We start from the raw sequence: 17,706 nt of genomic DNA on the forward strand, positions 1-17,706 counted from the left end.
TCCAGGCATCCGACGGCCACAACCTGGAGCGCCAGCTGGAAGTCGCCGCCGACGCGCTGCGCCTGCCGCCGTGGGACGCGAAGATCGAACACCTCTCCGGTGGTGAAAAACGCCGCGTCGCTCTCTGTCGCCTGCTGCTGTCCGCCCCGGACATGCTGCTGCTGGACGAACCGACCAACCACCTGGACGCCGATTCCGTCGCCTGGCTGGAACACTTCCTCCACGACTTCCCGGGCACCGTGGTAGCGATCACCCACGACCGTTACTTCCTCGATAACGTCGCCGGCTGGATCCTCGAACTGGACCGTGGCCACGGCATCCCGTTCGAAGGCAACTACTCCGGCTGGCTGGAATCCAAGGCCAACCGCCTGGCCCAGGAAGCCAAGCAGGAAGCCTCCCACGCCAAGGCCATGAAGGCCGAACTGGAGTGGGTGCGCCAGGGCGCCAAAGCTCGTCAGTCCAAGTCCAAGGCGCGCCTGCAGCGCTTCGAGGAACTGCAATCGCAGGAGTTCCAGAAGCGCAGCGAGACCAACGAGATCTACATCCCGGCCGGTCCGCGCCTGGGTGACAAGGTCATCGAGCTGCACAACGTCACCAAGGGCTACGGTGAGCGCGTGCTGATCGACAACCTGTCGCTGGCCATTCCCAAGGGCGCCATCGTCGGCGTGATCGGCGGCAACGGCGCGGGTAAATCCACCCTGTTCCGCATGCTGACCGGCAAGGAGCAACCGGACTCGGGCACCATCGAGATCGGCGAAACCGTGCAGATCGCCAGCGTCGACCAGAGCCGTGAAATCCTCGAAGGCAACAAGACCGTGTGGGAACAGGTGTCCGACGGCTTCGAGCAGATCAAGATCGGCAACTACGAAGTCCCGTCGCGCAGCTATGTCGGCCGCTTCAACTTCAAGGGCGGCGACCAGCAGAAGTTCGTCAAGGACCTCTCCGGTGGTGAGCGCGGCCGCCTGCACCTGGCCCTGACCCTGAAGCAGGGCGGCAACGTGCTGCTGCTCGACGAACCGTCCAACGACCTCGACGTGGAAACCCTGCGTGCGCTGGAAGAAGCGCTGCTGGACTTCCCCGGCGCCGCCATCGTGATTTCCCACGATCGCTGGTTCCTGGACCGCATCGCGACCCACATCCTCTCCTACGAGGACGACGGCAAGGTGACCTTCTTCGAAGGCAACTACACCGAGTTCGAAGCCGATCGCAAGAAGCGCCTGGGCGACGCGGCCTCGCAGCCGCACCGCGTGCGCTACAAGAAGCTGGCGTAAGCCACTTCGCCATGAAAACGGGGCCTTCGGGCCCCGTTTTCATTTCCGTGCCTTATTCAGCGACTGCGCTTGAGATCGTCCAGGGTGCGCCGCTGCTCCTCCAGTTGGCGCTGCAGTGTGTCGATTTGCCGCGCCTGGTCCTGCAGCGTGCGCTGCTGTTCTTCCAGCTGCCGCGACATGCGTTGCAGGTCGTCGGTGCTGAAGTTCGACTTGTGGATCACTTCGCTATCGAATGTATCCGCGACCACCAGTGCACCGGACTCGGTGAAGTTGCCCAGTTTCATGGCGGCGTGGGCGGGCAGGGCGAGGGCACAGGTGAGAGCGGCGAGGAGCACGATCGAGCGTATGTGCATCGGGAGCATCCTGAGAGGGTTGCGTTGTTTGAATGCAACTGTCTATTGATTTTGTATACAAAAATCTGGTTTTCTGCTGGTCCGGCAGAAGTGGGATTTATATTTTTGCACCATAAAGATTCATAAAAGCGTCACGCTGCACTATCTGAGTGCGACGTGGGTTGTTAGAGTCTGCCGGCAAAAAGCATCACATAACCAGAAAAGTACCGGTGTAGACATGACGCAATCCGTTGACTCGTTCCTCGAGCGCCTCAAGCGGCGCGACCCCGATCAGCCCGAATTCCACCAGGCGGTGGAAGAGGTGCTGCGCTCCCTCTGGCCCTTCCTCGAAGCCAACCCGCACTACCTGCAGGCCGGCATCGTCGAACGCATCGTCGAGCCCGAACGCGCGATCCTGTTCCGCGTGCCGTGGGTGGACGACGCCGGGCGAGTGCGGGTCAACCGCGGTTTCCGCATCCAGATGAGCAGCGCCATCGGCCCATACAAGGGCGGCCTGCGCTTCCACCCTTCGGTCAATCTCGGCGTACTGAAGTTCCTGGCCTTCGAGCAGGTGTTCAAGAACTCCCTGACCTCGCTGCCCATGGGCGGTGGCAAGGGCGGTTCGGACTTCGATCCCAAGGGCAAGAGCGACGCCGAAGTCATGCGCTTCTGCCAGTCGTTCATGAGTGAGCTGTTCCGCCACGTCGGCGCGGACCTCGACGTGCCGGCCGGTGACATCGGCGTCGGTGCCCGCGAAATCGGTTACCTGTTCGGCCAGTACAAGCGCCTGTCCAACGAGTTCACCTCGGTGCTGACCGGCAAGGGCATGTCCTACGGCGGCAGCCTGATCCGCCCGGAAGCCACCGGCTATGGCTGTGTGTACTTCGCCCAGGAAATGCTCAAGGCCCGCGCGAGCGGCTTCGACGGCCAGCGCGTGGCCATCTCCGGTTCCGGCAACGTGGCCCAGTACGCCGCGCAGAAGGTCATGGAGCTGGGCGGCAAGGTGATCTCGCTGTCCGATTCCGAAGGCACGCTGTTCTTTGAAGCTGGCCTGACCCTGGAGCAGTGGGAAGAAGTCATGGAGCTGAAGAACGTCCGTCGCGGCCGCCTCAGCGAGATGGCCGGCCCCGGCCTGCGCTTCATTGCCGGTGAACGTCCGTGGTCGCTCGCCTGCGACATCGCGCTGCCCTGCGCCACCCAGAACGAGCTGGACGCCAACGACGCGCGCACCCTGCTGGCCAACGGCTGCATCTGCGTGGCCGAAGGCGCGAACATGCCGTCGACCCTGGAGGCTGTGGATATCTTCCTCGAGGCCGGCATCCTCTACGCACCGGGCAAGGCCTCCAACGCCGGCGGCGTCGCCACCAGCGGCCTGGAGATGAGCCAGAACGCCATGCGCCTGGCCTGGACCGCCGGTGAAGTGGACCAGCGCCTGCACGGCATCATGCAGAACATCCACCATGCCTGCGTTGCCTACGGCGAGGAGAATGGCCGGATCAACTACGTGAAGGGCGCCAACATCGCCGGCTTCGTCAAGGTTGCCGACGCCATGCTGGCCCAGGGCGTCGTCTGACCGCTCCGCCAGTATGAAGAACGGGCCCGATGGGCCCGTTTTTCATTTCAGCTGTCGTATCGGTTGCCCTTGTAGGAGCGAGCTTGCTCGCGAATCTCTCGAAGCTGGCTTGGGGCTGTTTGCGAGCTGGCTTGCTCCTGCAGGTTCGTCGTCGAACCGCTCAGTCCACCGGTTTGGGGGTAGTCGCCGTGCTTGGCGGCAGCAGCGGGTACTCCACCTTCGGCTGCTTGCCGGTGGCGGTCTTGAGGAAGGCGACGATGTCGCCGACTTCTTCCGCGTTGAGCTGCTTGCCGAGCTGTGCGGTACCCATGATCGCTACGGCTTCCTCCAGATTCCAGACCTGCCCGCTGTGGAAGTACGGCGCGGTCAGGGCGATGTTGCGCAGCGGTGCAGCGCGGAACACGTACTGGTCATTCTGCGTCTTGGTCACCTCGAAGCGACCCAGGTCGCCGGTGGGCAGGATCTTGCCGTCCGGCTTCTTCACCAGCCCGAACGGGAAGTACGCCTGGCCGCCCAGGTTCACGCCGTTGTGGCAGCTGATGCAGCCGGCGCTCATGAAAGTCTGCAGGCCTTTCTTCTCCTTCGCGTCGAGGGCGGTTTCGTCGCCCTTGAGATAGAGGTCGAAGCGCGAGTCCGGGGTGATCAGGGTCGATTCGAAGGCCTGCAGTGCACGGGCCATATTGTCGAAGCTGACTGCCTGCTTGTCGCCAGGGAAGGCCTTGCCGAAGGCGGCGACGTATTCCGGCATGCTCTGCAGCGTGGCCTCGACGTTCTTCGGCGTGTTGTGCATCTCCACCGGGTTCTGCACCGGGCCCTTGGCCTGTTCTTCCAGGTCCTTGGCGCGACCATCCCAGAACTGTGCGACGTTGAACACCGCGTTGAACACGGTGGGCGAGTTGCGTGCACCCTTTTGCCACGCGTGGCCGCTGGACGCCGGTACGTTGTCCGCGCCGCCGGTGCCGATGTTGTGGCAGGTGTTGCAGCTGATCACGTGGCTGGCGGACAGGCGCGGCTCGAAGAACAGCTGCCGGCCCAGCTCGATCTGGTTCGGGTCGAGCTTGTCGCTGGGCTGCTCGGGGATTGGCTTGAAGATGCTGTTGGCCTGGTCGCGCAGGGCGTCGGCATTGGCGTGGGCCGCCGCCGTGCTCACCGCCAGCAACAGGCTGCCCAGGGCCAGTTTGAAGGGCTGCATGTGGAGTCTCCTTGTCTCAGGCTTTATTGGTTTTTTCTGAGTTCAAGAAGAGGCCACTACGGGATGGTCCGGCTTGACTGAAATCAACCGGCGGAGCCTTGCAGGTGCGGGAGGTTGCCGCAGCGGTCAGTTGCCGCGCAGGGCGTGGGACAGCGCACGGTCCTTCTGCTGTTCCCAGTCACGGTCCCGGTCGCTGTTGCGCTGCTCTTCGTACTGCTGGCGCTCCTGGCTCACGCGCATCGCCTGGCATTGCTGGAAGCCGTCGTTCCAGCCCAGGGCGTACTTCGCCTCACCGAGGTAGCGCGGCACGTTCTTGCGAAACTCACCGGTGATGGCGCCCGCGGCCTGGCGGCCACTGCCGCAGCCATCGTCGAAGCCATCGGCATAGGCTGGCGGATAGCCCTGGGCGATCAGGGATTCGTGGGTGGTTTCGCAGCCGGCGAGCAGCGCGGCGCAGAGCAGGACGAGGGCGGCGCGTGGCGCCATGGAGACTCCCGTGTGCCGGGGAGGCGGGCACACGCGCCGGGTAGGGTGATTGGGCGGCACTCTATCCGGCGTTTGGTGAGAAAAGCGTCAAGCTGGCGTGATACGGATGTGCTGGGCGGTTGTCGCCCGTGCCGTGCAGTCGATGCGCACCGGCAGGAAGGCTTCGACCACTGCGCGGTTGCTCAGCAGGTGATCGCTCAGCACCGGCGTGGTGAAACTGCCACCGCCGGCCAATGCCATGGGTAGTAGCAGCTGGTCGGCGAGATGTTCCTCGACGCTGGTGCCGCTGCGGCGCCAGTCATCGGCCTGGCGCAGTGCCTGGCTGGCGACTCGCTCGGCGCTGACGCCGGACTGGCCGAAGGCGCAGAACACCAGGCTCAACTGCTCGCACTCGATTTCCAGCAGCAGCGCATTGCCCGGCCCCTGGTCCTCCGGCAGGCGGACGACCTGAACGGAAGCGGCGTGCCAATCCTGATGCCGCTTCACTTTCTCCAGTTCGCGGTCCGCCACGTGGCCGGGGATGGCGGCCAGCACTGCACGGGCCGAGCGTGAGCGTTCGGCCCCCGCATCCGGCAGATGCAGCGGTTGCAGTTCACCTGGCATCACGCGCACCGCCAGTTCACCACCGCCCGCCGGCATGAAACCATGGCGCAGCAGTTCGAAGTCCACCTTCGCCCCCATGCGCCGCAGCAACGGCAACCAACTGCGCTCGATGAAATCCGCCGGCGGTGCCAGCGGGTTGTGCGTGCCGCCGCTGATCGCCAGGCTGCTCGGGCCATCGGCGAACAGCAGGGCGGGCAGCAGCGTCTGCAGTACCAGCACGGCACTGCCCGCGCTGCCGATGGCGAAGCGGTAGTCGCCGCCGCGAATTGCGCCAGGGCGGAAGATCAGGCTGCGCGAGCCCAGCTCGTCGCCTTCTACCGCCGCGCCGCAGATTTCCGCCGCCGCGCGCACCGCCGTCAGGTGCTGGCGCAGCAGTCCCGGCCGCGAGCGCCGGCCACGGATATTGACGATGCGCAGCGCCTTGCCGGTGATCATCGACAGGCTCAGCGCGCTGCGCAGGATCTGCCCGCCGCCTTCGGCGCCGTCGAGTTCGATCAGGTCGCTTTTCATCTTTCGTGTTTCCTTACCTGCTCGCGCAGGAAGCGATCCAGGCGTTCAGTGTCGTGGCAACCGCCGCGGGGCGCACCGAGGTTTTCCGCACGCTGCAGCTCTTGCTCGATCAGCCGGTGCAGGACCGGGCGCGCCGGGCCGTATTCGGCCTCGACCGCCTGACGCTTGAGCACCAGCAGTTCCTCGACTTCGGCGCGCTGCGCGGCATCGTCGAGAGTTGCTTCCATCAGTGTCTCGAAGACCATGGGCGGCATGCCCAGGCCCTGGTCGATCCATCGCACCGCCAGCAAGGGCCGCAGCACGTAGAGGTACTTCTTGTAGCGAACCTCCTCTCCCTGCAGGTAGCCACGGAAATTCTTCTTCGCCATCGACAGGTAGTGCGCCCGTGCGGCTGCGGGCGAGTAGAAGTCCCGTGCCAGTTGGCGCAGGCCGTCGGATGTCGCGGATTCACAGCGATACACCAGCGGTGAGTCCAGCCACTCCAGCAGCGTCGGGTTGGATTTGCGCAGCAGGCGCAGCGTCTTGCGCAATTCCCAACCGCTGAGGTCCAGCTCGTCGGTCAGTGGGCGCTCCAGCACGTCGCGCGGTTCGTCCACGCGCAGGTACCAGTCCGGTTGCTGCACATAGACGAAGCGTACGTCGTAGTCGCTGTCCGGAGAGGCGAAGCCCCAGGCGCGGCTGCCCGATTCGCAGGCGTAGAGCACGGTAACGTCGTGCTCCTGTTCCAGCCTTGTCAGTTCCTCCAGCACTCGCTCGCGCATGGCGTCGGGTAGTGGATGGCGGTCTTCCTTGTTCATGTCCTTGTTCCTTGTCTTGCAGTCGAGGTGGGCGGTTTGCGCCCGACTCGCTTTATCCCTTCACGCACACCACCTGACGCAGGGTGTGCAGCACTTCCACCAGCTCGCGCTGGGCGTCCATCACGGCGTCGATGTCCTTGTAGGCCATGGGGATCTCATCGATCACGTCCTTGTCCTTGCGGCATTCGACGTGGGCGGTGGCACGCACCTGGTCTTCTACGCTGAACAGCTTCTTCGCCTTGGTGCGGCTCATGGTCCGGCCGGCGCCGTGGCTGCAGGAGCAGAAGGCTTCCTCGTTGCCCAGGCCGCGGACGATGAAGCTCTTGGCGCCCATCGACCCCGGAATGATGCCGAGCTGGCCCTTCTGCGCTGACACCGCGCCTTTGCGCGTTACCAGTACCTCCTCGCCGAAGTGGCGTTCCTTCTGCACATAGTTGTGGTGGCAGTTCACCGCTTCCAGGCTGGCCTCGAACGGCTTGCGGATCACCTGCCGCGCCGCTGCGATCACGGCGCGCATCATCAGTTCGCGGTTCTGCCGGGCGAAGTCCTGGGCCCAATCGACGGCTTCCACGTAGTCGTCGAAGTGCTGGCTACCTTCCTCGAAGTAAGCCAGGTCGCGGTCGGGCAGGTTGGCGATGTGCTGGCGCATATCGGCCTGGGCCAGTTCGATGAACAGGTTGCCGATGGCGTTACCCACACCGCGCGATCCGCTGTGCAGCATGAACCAGACGCGGTTGGCTTCGTCGAGGCAGACCTCGATGAAGTGGTTGCCGGTCCCCAGGGTTCCCAGGTGCTTGCGGTTGTTGGTCTTCTCCAGCTTCGGGTACTTGTCGGTGATCGCCTTGAAGCGCCTGGCCAGTGCCTTCCACGCATCGTCGGCGTGCTCGGGCACGTCTTCCCAGGCGCCCTGGTCGCGGCGGCCGAAGGTCTTGCCGTGGGGCACCGCCTTCTCGATGGCGGTACGCAGCCCGTGCAGGTTATCCGGCAGGTCCGAGGCCACCAGCGAGGTGCGCGCGGCGATCATGCCGCAGCCGATGTCCACGCCTACGGCCGCCGGGATGATGGCGCCCTGGGTGGGAATCACGCTGCCGATGGTCGAGCCCTTGCCCAGGTGCACGTCCGGCATGACCGCCATGTGCTTGAAGATGAAGGGCATCTTCGCGGTGTTCATCAGTTGCTGTTTGGCGTCTTCTTCCACCGGCACGCCCTGGGTCCAGAGCTTGATCGGTTTGCCGTTGGCGACTTCCAGCAGTTGGAAGGTTTTCTCTTTCATGTCCATTTCCTTCGTTGCCGAGCAGGCCCTTGTCAGGCCTGCTTCAGCGTTACCAGTCCATTCAATACCTGATCCAGGCCGCCGAATACCGAGATGCGGTCGATTCGTTCGGCCACCCGTTCCAGGGTTTCCAACTCCTTCAGGCGCAGGGCGGTGGGGTTGTCTTCCATCACCTTGGCCGTGTTCAGCAGCGAGCGGGTCGCCGAGGTTTCTTCGCGGCGACGGATCACGTTGGCCTGCGCCGCTTTCTCCGCTTCCACCACCTGGGCCAGCAGGGTCTTCATCTCGCCCGGCAGGATGATGTCGCGCACGCCCAGGCCGCTGACTTCGATGCCGGTGCCTTGCAGCCGCTCCTTCAAGTAGGCGCCGACCGATTCGTCGATCACCTGCTTGTTTTCCAGCAGTTCATCCAGCGTGCGCGTTCCCACCGCCGCCCGCAGGCCGAATTGCAGCTCGCGGTAGAGGTGCTCCAACGGCTTGGACAGGCTGGAAAACGCCTTCAGCACATCGCTGTAACGCCAGTTGGCGGCCAGGTTCAGGCGCAGGCTCACCTTGTCACGGGTGAGGATTTCCTGCCCGCTGACCTCCAGCGCCTGGATGCGTGTATCGATCAGCTCCACGCTCACCTGGCGGTTGTAACGCCAGAAACCATACTGGCCGGCCGGCAATAACTCGACCACCGCGCCGTCGACCTTCAGCACGCCGACCTGGTAGGCCGGCACCAGGGTTACCAGCAGCGCCTCGGCGCCGATCACGCTGCGGCCGCGCAAGTTGCCCTGTATCTGCTGCAGCAGCGACGGTGCGACGCGGTACTCCTGGCTCAGGTCGATGCGCTCCAGGCGCTGCTCGGCCTGGCCCTTCCAGTACAGTTGGCGGCTGTCGGGTGCGAGGATCTCCACCAGCACACCGTCCTCGAAACGCAGGCCGGCCTCGTTCTCGGCCAGGTCCATGCGGGTGAAATAGCGTTCGACCAGCGCAGGTTCGGACTGGCGCAGGTAACCGGCCAGGCGGTGCTCGAACAACGGGGTGTTCAGGCTGAAGGTTTCCACGCTCAGGCGGTTGTACAGGTCCAGGTGGCGGTGGATACCCGGCTCGAGGATCGCCAGGAAATCGCCCTCGGAGTACAGCAGGCCACGTTCGTTCTTCTTCACGGTAAAGCGCTTCAGCAGTTTCATCTCGTTCTCTTCCTTCTTCTCTTTGTCCTTGGGTGCCGGTGTTCGCCGGCCCGTCGGGTGGCGAGGAGGGAGCCTGCGAGAGCCAGGTACTGCGGACTTCCTGTCCATTGCGCCGAATCCATCGGCCAGCACGTGTCTTGTCGCAGGCCCGGTCCTCGTACCGGGCGGGCCGGCGGTGGCTTCGGGTCCCTGGCATATCCGGCCTTCCTGGCCGCTTTGCGCCTGTCCCATCGCCCACCGGCGGGGTGTTGCCTTCATGAGTAGCTGCCTTGACAGGGCAGTGTTCGAGCGGGAGTCGAACCCGCGACAGGCCATTCCTTCGATGGCTGCTCTACCGGACTGAGCTATCGAACGGCGCGGGCAGGATTCGAACCTGCGACGGTTCCCTCGAAAGGGAGTGCTCTACCAGGCTGAGCTACCGCGCCATCGACCGTGACTGCTGCAGCGGCATGCACGAAGCCGACACCAGGGGTGGGCTCGGGCACCGGCGGGAGTGAAAGTCCCTGCCCGTGGGCTGCATCAGCGATGCGGTCGAGGGAGATATAGCGAGGGGCGTGCCAGGTTTGTTTTTGGTGGGTGAAGTATTTTTATAACTTTTTGATAAATAACGATTTATTTATTTTTATCACATGTGTTTCTGATTTCTCTGGTTGGTCGATATAGATGTTTATGGATATTGTGAGATCGTTATTTATCTTGATGGATAAAAGATGAAAGCCAAGAAAACGGTCGCCATCGGCTTCCTCGGTTCAACCCTGGACCGCGTCGGCAAGGGCGCGGGGCGCTGGCAGAAGTGGCGGCCCACGGTCGGGCTGTGCCAGCAGCAGGACCTGCTGATCGACCGCCTGGAACTGATCCACGGGTTGGATGCGCGGGATGTCAGCCTGGCCGAGCGCATCGCCGCCGACGTGCGGCATATCTCTCCGGAAACCGAGGTGCGCCTGCAGCCGATGGCGCTACGCAACCCGTGGGACTTCGAGGAGGTCTACGGCGCACTGCATGATTTCGTCGGCGGCTATGCCTTCGATACCGAGCACGAGGACTACCTGGTGCACATCACCACCGGGACCCACGTCGCGCAGATCTGCTGGTTCCTCCTGACCGAGGCGCGCTACCTGCCTGCGCGGCTGGTGCAGGCCTCGCCGTCGCGGCGCAAGGACGAGGCGCGGCAGCCGGAAGGGACGGTCGCGGTCATTGACCTCGACCTGTCGCGGTACGACCGCATTGCCACGCGCTTCCGCCGTGAGCAGGAGGAGAGCCTGGCGTTCCTCAAGTCCGGCATCGCCACGCGCAACGCCGAGTTCAACCGCTCCATCGAACAGATCGAGCGGGTTGCCGGGCGCTCCCGTGCGCCGATGCTGCTGATCGGCCCGACCGGCGCCGGCAAGTCGTTCCTCGCTCGCCGTGTCTACGAACTCAAGCGTGCGCGGCACCAGTTCCAGGGGCGTTTCGTCGAGGTGAACTGCGCCACGTTGCGCGGTGATGGCGCGATGTCGGCGCTGTTCGGTCACATCAAGGGCGCCTTCACCGGCGCGCAGAACGCCCGTGAAGGCCTGCTGCGCGCGGCGGACGGCGGCATGCTGTTCCTCGACGAGATCGGCGAGCTGGGCCTGGACGAGCAGGCCATGCTGCTCAAGGCCATCGAGGAGAAGCGCTTCTTCCCGCTCGGCTCGGACCGCGAGGTGGGCAGCGATTTCCAGCTGATCGCCGGTACCCACCGCGACCTGCGCGAGCGCGTCGCCGAAGGGCTGTTCCGTGAGGACCTGTTCGCCCGCATCAATCTCTGGACCTTCGACCTGCCTGGCCTGGCCGGGCGCCGCGAGGACATCGAGCCGAACATCGATTTCGAGCTGGAGCGCCACGCTCGCGAGCAGGGGCGGCTGGTGCGCTTCAATCGCGAAGCGCGCATGCGCTACCTGGCCTTCGCCAATTCGTCGCAGGCGCTGTGGAGCGGCAACTTCCGCGAGCTGTCGGCGTCCATCACGCGCATGGCGACCCTGGCCGACAGTGGGCGGGTCGACGAGGCGCTGGTCGAGGAAGAGATCGGCCGGCTACGCCGCTCCTGGGGCGCCACTCAGGCGGAAAGCCTGCTGCGGCCTTTGCTGGGGGAGGGCGCCGAGGCGCTGGACCTGTTCGACCGCCTGCAACTGGAAGCGGTGATCGGCGTCTGCCGGCAGGCGCGCAGCCTGTCCGACGCCGGTCGTCAGCTGTTCGCCGTTTCGCGCCAGGAGAAGCAGAACCCCAACGACGCCGACCGCCTGCGCAAGTACCTGGCGCGCTTCGGCCTGGATTGGGCGTCGTTGAGGGACTGAGGCGCAATGCGCCTCAGTAGTGGTACCAGCGCAGTTCCAGCATCACCTCGTTGCGCGGGCTGGCCTCGTGGCTGAACTCGCGTTGGGCGGATAGGCGCAGCCCCAGGTTGCGGCCCAGTTCGACCTGTTGGCCGAAGCTCAGGGTGCGGCGCACTTCGCCGTTGTGGAAGTAGTCGCCCTTGCCTTCCAGGCTGAGGTTGCCCAGCGGGTTGCTCCAGAGCACGCCGGTGTCGAAGCCCATGGCCGGGGCGATGGTGGCGGCGAAGTCCGGGTTGTTCTCGATGCGCGCGGTGCCCAGGGCATAGGCCTGCAGGTCGTCAGTCAGCTTCCAGCTACCGCCGGCGCCGCCGTTCAGGTGGCCGACCAGGGTGTCGTGGTCGTTGTCGCTGTGCTTGCCGATCACCCGCTCCCAGCCGCCGGCGACCTGCCAGGAGAGCGGTTGCAGCAGCTCGTTGCGCGGCGTCATGGAGCGGATGGTGACCAGGTCCAGTTGCTGCAGTTGCCAGCGGTTGCCTTCGTACTGGCGCAGTTTGAGCTGGCCGATCTCGATCTGCGCGCCCAGCGGGAAGCCATAGGCGTTGTCGTCGAGGTCGTGATAGGCCATGCGCAGGCCGTACTGGGCGAAGGCTTCGCCGTCACGGCTGCCGGCGCCCAGTTGCCAGGTGCGCGACTCGTGGCCGTTCTCCGGTTGGCCGGGACGTTCCACGTCCAGCGCTGGCGGCGGGTTGCGGTTGATCGCCTTGAGCAGGTTGTAGCTGCGCGAGGCGGTGGACTGGTCGCGTTCCTGGCCAGTGGCGCGGTAGCGCACCAGGCGGAAGGCGGTGTCCTGCACCAGGGCCTGGCGGTCAGGGGGCAGGGCGGCGAATTCGGAGCTCTGCAGCTGGCTGTCGTCATCGGCGATGTGTCGCGCCAGTACTTTCTCGTCGTGGCTCAGCGGTTCGCCGCGGGCCAGCAGTTCGCGTTCGCGGGAGGGGCGGTAGTCCACACGATCGATCAGCCCGGCGTCCTTCACCGCGCGCACGGTGTCGGTGGGGATTGCCGTCAGCGGGAAGTGGTCGGTGAGTTCGGTGCCGGGGCGGGCGATCTCCAGCAGCTCCAGCAGGCGGAAGGAGCAGTTCTCGTCGAAGAAGTAGTACTTGAAGCGGATCTGCTTCAGCTCCCAGACGTGCTCGACCATGCGCGCGGTTTCTTCCGGCGTCAGGTTCAGGCGGTATTCCCAGAGGTCGCGATTCTCCAGGCGGCTGTATTCCGAGAGCTTCTCGCGGTAGGGCACCAGGGCGAACAGGCCGGGGTAGCCGCCCATCAGGCCTTTCCAGGCGTAGAGGATGCTGTTGTCCATGCCCTCGATGTAGGCGCCGAAGTTGAGCGCGTAGCTGAGCAGGGCGGTGTTGTCGGAGTCGACGTCGGCCTGGTCGATGCGCAGCAGGGTGTGGCCGAACATCGAGGACGGGCTGTTCAGGTAGGCGGCGGGGAACACCAGCACGGCGCTGTGCGGGTTGATGTCGTGGTACCAGGTGGTGAATTCCTTGCACTCGACCGCCGGCAGGTCATCGAGTTGCAACTGCTGGCGCAGCCAGCGGGTGCGCGCCGGGTAGACGCACTGGGCATGCTTGTCGCCGAGGCTGGCCGGGGCGTAGAGGGCCTTCACGGTGGCGGCCAGTTCCGACTGCGGATGGCGGTCACCGTCCTTGGCGAGGAAGAACTTCGGGTCGTCGACGAAGCTGCGCCAACCGCCGAGCTTGGCGTGTTCGTAGTGACCCAGGGCCAGCCAGTAGGGTTCGTCAGCCAGCGTCTGCAGGCGTTGTGGGTCGATCGCCGGCGAAGCCAGCAGTGGGGTGCAGGCGCACAGCGCCATCCAGGGCAACAGGCGTTTGGGCATCGAGTGGGCTACTGGAAGGGAAGGGTGAGCCCGCCCGGAGCGGGCGGGCTCGCGTTGGCCATCAGGCCTGTTCGGCGTACTTGGCCAGGGTGCTGTCCTGTTTCAGGACAGCCTGGGTGTTGGCGTAGACGTCCTCGGCAGTGACGTCGGACTTGTTGAAGATCTGGGCGAAATGCTCGTGGGTGACCTGGGCGAAGTGCGCACGGTCCTCGGGCTTCACGCCCAGTACCACGGCGTAGGTGGTCAGCGCTTCGCCGTCACCCTTGGCCATGTCTTCGGACAGCTCGTCCATCATGCTGCTGAGCACGATCATCGGCTTGCCGCCATAGGTCAGCGCGCCATTGGTGTGGCAGCCGTTGGTGCCGGTGGTCATGCCGAAGGTGTTGTTGCCGCTGGTGCCGTTGGTGGTGGCGGCGAGGACGTGGGTCGCAGTGCCGCGCTGGCCCTTGAACAGCATGTTGCCCCAGCCGCAGCCGTCGCTGCCGGGGGCATCGGCGAGAGCGCTCAGGGAGGCGGTGGCGAGGAGGGTACCGAGCAGAATCCTTTTCATCGTTTTTCTCTCTTTTTGAGGTCGGGGACCGTTGAACAGTCGCTGACAGCAAAACAGCGCCTGCCAGAGCTTTTCTCCAATGCCTTGCGGGTGTCAAGGCAACCGCTGCCGCAGTCAGTATGGCCGGGGCCGGCTGAAGGGCCTGGATGACTTGCTGTTGATCGGCATCAGCGGCGGAAGTCTTGGAACCGACCACACTTGAATCAGTTCCCCTTGCGAGGATGTAGTCATGGTCGATTTCGATCCGCGGCCAGCGCTGGACCAGTTGGCGGCCGAGTATTCCAAGCGTGCCGAAGCCATTCGCCGCGATCTCGGTCGCAGCCACTCGCCGGACTTCGCCGAGCAGGCCCAGCAGCGGCAGAACGACGATGTCCTGCGCGCTCTGCTGGCCGAGGCGGAGGCGGGTATGCGCCTGGTGGGCATGGCGCGCCTGCGCCTGGCCGACGGCACCTACGGCGAGTGCGCGCGCTGCGGCGAGGCCATCGAGGAGCGGCGCCTGCGTGCCCTTCCGGCCGCCGAGCACTGCCTGCGCTGCGCCGACGCAGTGGACTGAAACTGTCACCAATACTGCCTTGCCAGTGGCGCGCGGGCGGCGCGAGAATGCGGACGAATCTCCGCGGCCTCGCGCCGCTCGAAGCAAGGACCTCCAATGCCCGATTCCGTTGCTGCCGGCCTGCGCCTGGCGCCCGATGAACTGACCCGCCCCTTCACTCCCGAACAGTTTCCCTTCAAGACCACCGAAGAACTGGAGCCTTTCCTGGGCGTGCTCGGACAGGAGCGCGCGGTCGAGGCGCTGCAGTTCGGTGTGGCGATGCCGCGTCCGGGTTACAACGTGTTCGTCATGGGCGAGCCCGGTACGGGCCGCTTCTCCTTCGTGCAGCGCTACCTGAAGGCCGAGGGCAAACGCCTGCCGACTCCGGCCGACTGGGTCTACGTCAACAACTTCGACGACTCCCGCGAACCACGCGTGATCGAGCTGCCGCCGGGCAGTGCCGCCGAGTTCGGCGCCGATATCGATCACCTGATCGACAACCTGCTGTCCACCTTCCCCTCGGTGTTCGAGAACCCGGCCTACCAGCAGAAGAAGAGCGCCATCGATCGCGCCTTCAACCAGCGCTACGACAAGGCCCTGGATACCGTCGAGCGCCTGGCCCTGGAGAAGGAAGTCGCCCTGTACCGCGACAGCGCGAACATCGCATTCACCCCGATGAAGGACGGCAAGGCGCTGGATGAGGCCGAGTTCGCCCAACTGCCGGAAGAGGAGCGCGAGCGCTTCCACGCCGATATCGCCGACCTGGAAGAGCATCTCAACGAGGAGCTCTCCAGCCTGCCGCAGTGGAAGCGCGAGTCCAGCAACCAACTGCGCCAGCTCAACGAGGAAACCATCACCCTGGCGCTGCAGCCGTTGCTGGCGCCGCTGGTGGAGAAGTACAACAACAACTCCGGGGTCAGCGCCTACCTGCAGGCCATGCAGCTCAACCTGCTGAAGACCGTGGTCGACCAGCTGGTGGACTCCGAGCGTACCGACCCGCAGCGCAAGCAGAGCCTGGAAGAGCAGTACGCGCCTAACCAGGCGATCGCCCACCACGCGACCGGTGGCGCACCGGTGGTGTTCGAGTCGCACCCGACCTACGACAACCTGTTCGGCCGTATCGAGTACGCCTCTGACCAGGGCGCGCTCTACACCAGCTACCGCCAGCTGCGCCCCGGTGCGCTGCACCGCGCCAACGGCGGTTTCCTGGTGCTGGAGGCAGAGAAACTGCTCAGCGAGCCATTCGTCTGGGATGCCCTCAAGCGCGCACTGCAATCGCGCCAGTTGAAGATGGAGTCGCCCCTGGCCGAGCTGGGTCGCCTGACCGCCATGAGCCTGACGCCCCAGGTGATCCCCCTGCACATCAAGGTGATCATCATCGGCTCGCGGCAGATCTACTACACGCTGCAGGACCTGGATCCGGACTTCCAGGAAATGTTCCGCGTGCTGGTGGATTTCGACGAGGACATCCCGCTCGCCGAGGACAGCCTCGAACAGTTCGCCCAGTTGCTCAAGACCCGCACTTCGGAAGAAGGCCTGGCGCCGCTCACCCGTGAAGCCGTGGCGCGCCTGGCCACCTATAGTGCTCGCCTGGCCGAACACCAGGGCCGCCTTTCCGCGCGCATCGGCGATCTGTTCCAGTTGGTCAGCGAAGCGGACTTCATCCGCCAGCTGGCCGGCCAGGAAGTGACCGACCTGGGCCACATCGAGCGTGCCCTGAAAGCCAAGGAAACCCGCACTGGCCGCGTCTCGGCACGGATTCTCGACGACATTCTCGCCGGCATCATCCTGATCGACAGCGAAGGCGCTGCGGTGGGCAAGTGCAACGGCCTGACCGTGCTGGAAGTCGGCGACTCGGCCTTCGGCATGCCGGCGCGCATTTCCGCCACCGTCTATCCGGGCGGCAGCGGCATCGTCGACATCGAGCGCGAGGTCAACCTCGGCCAGCCGATCCACTCCAAGGGCGTGATGATCCTCACCGGCTACCTCGGCAGCCGCTACGCCCAGGAATTCCCCCTGGAGATTTCCGCGAGCATCGCGCTGGAGCAGTCCTACGGTTACGTGGACGGCGACAGCGCCTCGCTGGGCGAGGTCTGCACGCTGATCTCCGCCCTGTCGCGCACGCCGCTGCGCCAATGCTTCGCCATCACCGGGTCGATCAACCAGTTCGGCGAAGTGCAGGCGGTCGGCGGGGTCAACGAGAAGATCGAAGGCTTCTTCCGCCTCTGCGAGGCTCGTGGCCTGACGGGCGAACAAGGCGTGATCATCCCGCGCGCCAACGTCGCCACCCTGATGCTCGACGAGCGCGTGCTGCAGGCGGTGCGCAACGGCCAATTCCATATCTACGCCGTGCGCCAGGCCGACGAGGCGCTGAGCCTGCTGGTCGGCGAGCCGGCGGGTGCGCCGGATGCCAAGGGGCACTTCCCCAAGGGCAGCGTCAACGCCCGTGTCGTCGAACGCCTGAAGGAAATCTCCGAACTGGGCATGGACGAGGAAGAAAAGGAAAAGCCGGCCAAGGAGCCCGCCGCCAAGCCCGCCAGCAAGCCGAAGGCGCCGGTGGAGAAGGCCCCAGTAGATAAAGCTCCGGTCGACCAGGCTCCGGTGAAAAAGGAACGTGCCCGCAAGAAGAAAGACGCCGACTGAGTGCGGCCAGGGCAGGGCGCCGGTCGGGACATTCCACCGGCGCCATTTTCATGCCGTTGCCCGCAAGATAGCCGGATAAATCCGCACTTTCGCGTGTCAGAACCTGGGTGTAGTCTCAATCTCAGGACAACCGCGAGGGTGCCGCCATGCCGCGTAACCTCTGCCTTATCCGCCCCTGTCTGGGGCTGACCACGCGCATCGAGTGCGAGATCAGGCCGCTGGCCGGAGAGAATGGACTCTGGACCTTGTTGTGCGCTGCCGGCATGTCCGGTGCGCAGCCCACCGCCATCAAGGCGCAGGGCCCGTTCTGCGGGCCTTTCGTGGCCGAAGGTGTGCTGGAAGCAATCTCCGACTGCCTGGCCCAGCAGGGCTACATCGTGGCGGACGATCCCCCCATCTGGCAGTTGCACCTGCAAGGCGAATTGCGCCGCCTGAACGGCGAGCGTTCGCGCCATGTCGGCAACGTCCAGTTCCGCCCCGAAGGTTGAGGCTCCCAATGCGGAGAGAGCGATTGGGTAGTCCCTGCACGATCCGCTGGAGGCCGCGGGGCGCCAGGCCGCTGCGGTTTCATACCGTGG

15 protein-coding genes and 1 tRNA gene are annotated in these 17,706 nt (G+C 65.0%); 6 read left to right on the top strand and 10 right to left on the bottom strand.

What is annotated here, in order from left to right:
• The coding region (gene ettA / locus A6723_RS27590; RefSeq protein WP_064979908.1) for an energy-dependent translational throttle protein EttA at window positions 1–1,271 on the top strand (1,271 nt) is incomplete at its 5' end.
• 56 nt (window positions 1,272–1,327) lie between these two features.
• Here ettA and A6723_RS27595 read toward each other — a convergent pair.
• The gene (locus A6723_RS27595; RefSeq protein ID WP_256233772.1) at window positions 1,328–1,624 is read right to left on the bottom strand and encodes a hypothetical protein; all 297 of its coding nucleotides are present in this window, start codon (window positions 1,622–1,624) and stop codon (window positions 1,328–1,330) included.
• 217 nt (window positions 1,625–1,841) lie between these two features.
• On the opposite strand from A6723_RS27595, the gene gdhA reads away from it, so the two are divergent.
• Window positions 1,842–3,176: an NADP-specific glutamate dehydrogenase gene (gdhA, locus tag A6723_RS27600; RefSeq protein ID WP_054908407.1), complete on the top strand. Its 1,335-nt coding sequence runs from the start codon at window positions 1,842–1,844 to the stop codon at window positions 3,174–3,176.
• A gap of 160 nt (window positions 3,177–3,336) precedes the next feature.
• On the opposite strand, the gene A6723_RS27605 is transcribed toward gdhA, so the two are convergent.
• The 7 genes from A6723_RS27605 to A6723_RS27640 all read right to left on the bottom strand — a co-directional run bounded on the left by A6723_RS27605 (window position 3,337) and on the right by A6723_RS27640 (window position 9,637).
• The gene (locus tag A6723_RS27605) at window positions 3,337–4,368 is read right to left on the bottom strand and encodes a cytochrome-c peroxidase (RefSeq protein ID WP_054908408.1); all 1,032 of its coding nucleotides are present in this window, start codon (window positions 4,366–4,368) and stop codon (window positions 3,337–3,339) included.
• 126 nt (window positions 4,369–4,494) lie between these two features.
• Window positions 4,495–4,854, bottom strand: coding sequence for a hypothetical protein (locus A6723_RS27610; protein WP_064979909.1), 360 nt, complete (start codon window positions 4,852–4,854; stop codon window positions 4,495–4,497).
• Between the two features lie 87 nt (window positions 4,855–4,941).
• On the bottom strand, window positions 4,942–5,967 hold the full coding sequence (gene rtcA, locus A6723_RS27615; RefSeq protein WP_054909915.1) for an RNA 3'-terminal phosphate cyclase: 1,026 nt from the start codon (window positions 5,965–5,967) through the stop codon (window positions 4,942–4,944).
• Window positions 5,964–6,764, bottom strand: a complete 801-nt coding sequence (locus A6723_RS27620; protein ID WP_054909916.1) for a nucleotidyltransferase domain-containing protein — start codon at window positions 6,762–6,764, stop codon at window positions 5,964–5,966. The genes rtcA and A6723_RS27620 overlap by 4 nt, the downstream gene beginning before the upstream one ends.
• A gap of 52 nt (window positions 6,765–6,816) precedes the next feature.
• The gene (locus tag A6723_RS27625) at window positions 6,817–8,037 is read right to left on the bottom strand and encodes an RtcB family protein (protein ID WP_054909917.1); all 1,221 of its coding nucleotides are present in this window, start codon (window positions 8,035–8,037) and stop codon (window positions 6,817–6,819) included.
• A gap of 32 nt (window positions 8,038–8,069) precedes the next feature.
• A complete protein-coding gene (locus A6723_RS27630) occupies window positions 8,070–9,212 on the bottom strand; it encodes a slipin family protein (RefSeq protein ID WP_054909918.1) in 1,143 nt (380 codons plus the stop codon).
• A 352-nt stretch (window positions 9,213–9,564) separates the two neighbouring features.
• Window positions 9,565–9,637, bottom strand: a tRNA-OTHER gene (locus A6723_RS27640).
• A 285-nt stretch (window positions 9,638–9,922) separates the two neighbouring features.
• Here A6723_RS27640 and rtcR point away from each other — a divergent pair.
• Window positions 9,923–11,524 carry an RNA repair transcriptional activator RtcR gene (rtcR, locus tag A6723_RS27645; protein ID WP_054909919.1) on the top strand — a complete coding sequence of 534 codons (1,602 nt, stop codon included), beginning with the start codon at window positions 9,923–9,925 and terminating at the stop codon, window positions 11,522–11,524.
• A gap of 13 nt (window positions 11,525–11,537) precedes the next feature.
• Here rtcR and A6723_RS27650 read toward each other — a convergent pair whose 3' ends face one another.
• The gene (locus tag A6723_RS27650; RefSeq protein ID WP_054909920.1) at window positions 11,538–13,403 is read right to left on the bottom strand and encodes a DUF4105 domain-containing protein; all 1,866 of its coding nucleotides are present in this window, start codon (window positions 13,401–13,403) and stop codon (window positions 11,538–11,540) included.
• A 61-nt stretch (window positions 13,404–13,464) separates the two neighbouring features.
• Window positions 13,465–13,953, bottom strand: a complete 489-nt coding sequence (locus A6723_RS27655) for a DUF3015 domain-containing protein (RefSeq protein WP_038803701.1) — start codon at window positions 13,951–13,953, stop codon at window positions 13,465–13,467.
• 229 nt (window positions 13,954–14,182) lie between these two features.
• Between A6723_RS27655 and A6723_RS27660 the strand changes: the two genes are divergently transcribed.
• The 3 genes from A6723_RS27660 (at window position 14,183) to A6723_RS27670 (ending at window position 17,616) form a co-directional block, all read left to right on the top strand.
• Window positions 14,183–14,506 carry a TraR/DksA family transcriptional regulator gene (locus A6723_RS27660; RefSeq protein ID WP_024763072.1) on the top strand — a complete coding sequence of 108 codons (324 nt, stop codon included), beginning with the start codon at window positions 14,183–14,185 and terminating at the stop codon, window positions 14,504–14,506.
• A gap of 96 nt (window positions 14,507–14,602) precedes the next feature.
• Complete coding sequence (locus A6723_RS27665) at window positions 14,603–17,128, top strand: Lon protease family protein (RefSeq protein WP_054909921.1); 2,526 nt, start codon at window positions 14,603–14,605, stop codon at window positions 17,126–17,128.
• A gap of 146 nt (window positions 17,129–17,274) precedes the next feature.
• The gene (locus A6723_RS27670; protein ID WP_054909922.1) at window positions 17,275–17,616 is read left to right on the top strand and encodes a hypothetical protein; all 342 of its coding nucleotides are present in this window, start codon (window positions 17,275–17,277) and stop codon (window positions 17,614–17,616) included.
• Window positions 17,617–17,706: the final 90 nt, after the last annotated feature.

Source organism: Pseudomonas sp. AU11447 (assembly GCF_001672555.2).
GTDB classification, from domain to species: Bacteria; Pseudomonadota; Gammaproteobacteria; order Pseudomonadales; family Pseudomonadaceae; genus Pseudomonas; species Pseudomonas nitroreducens.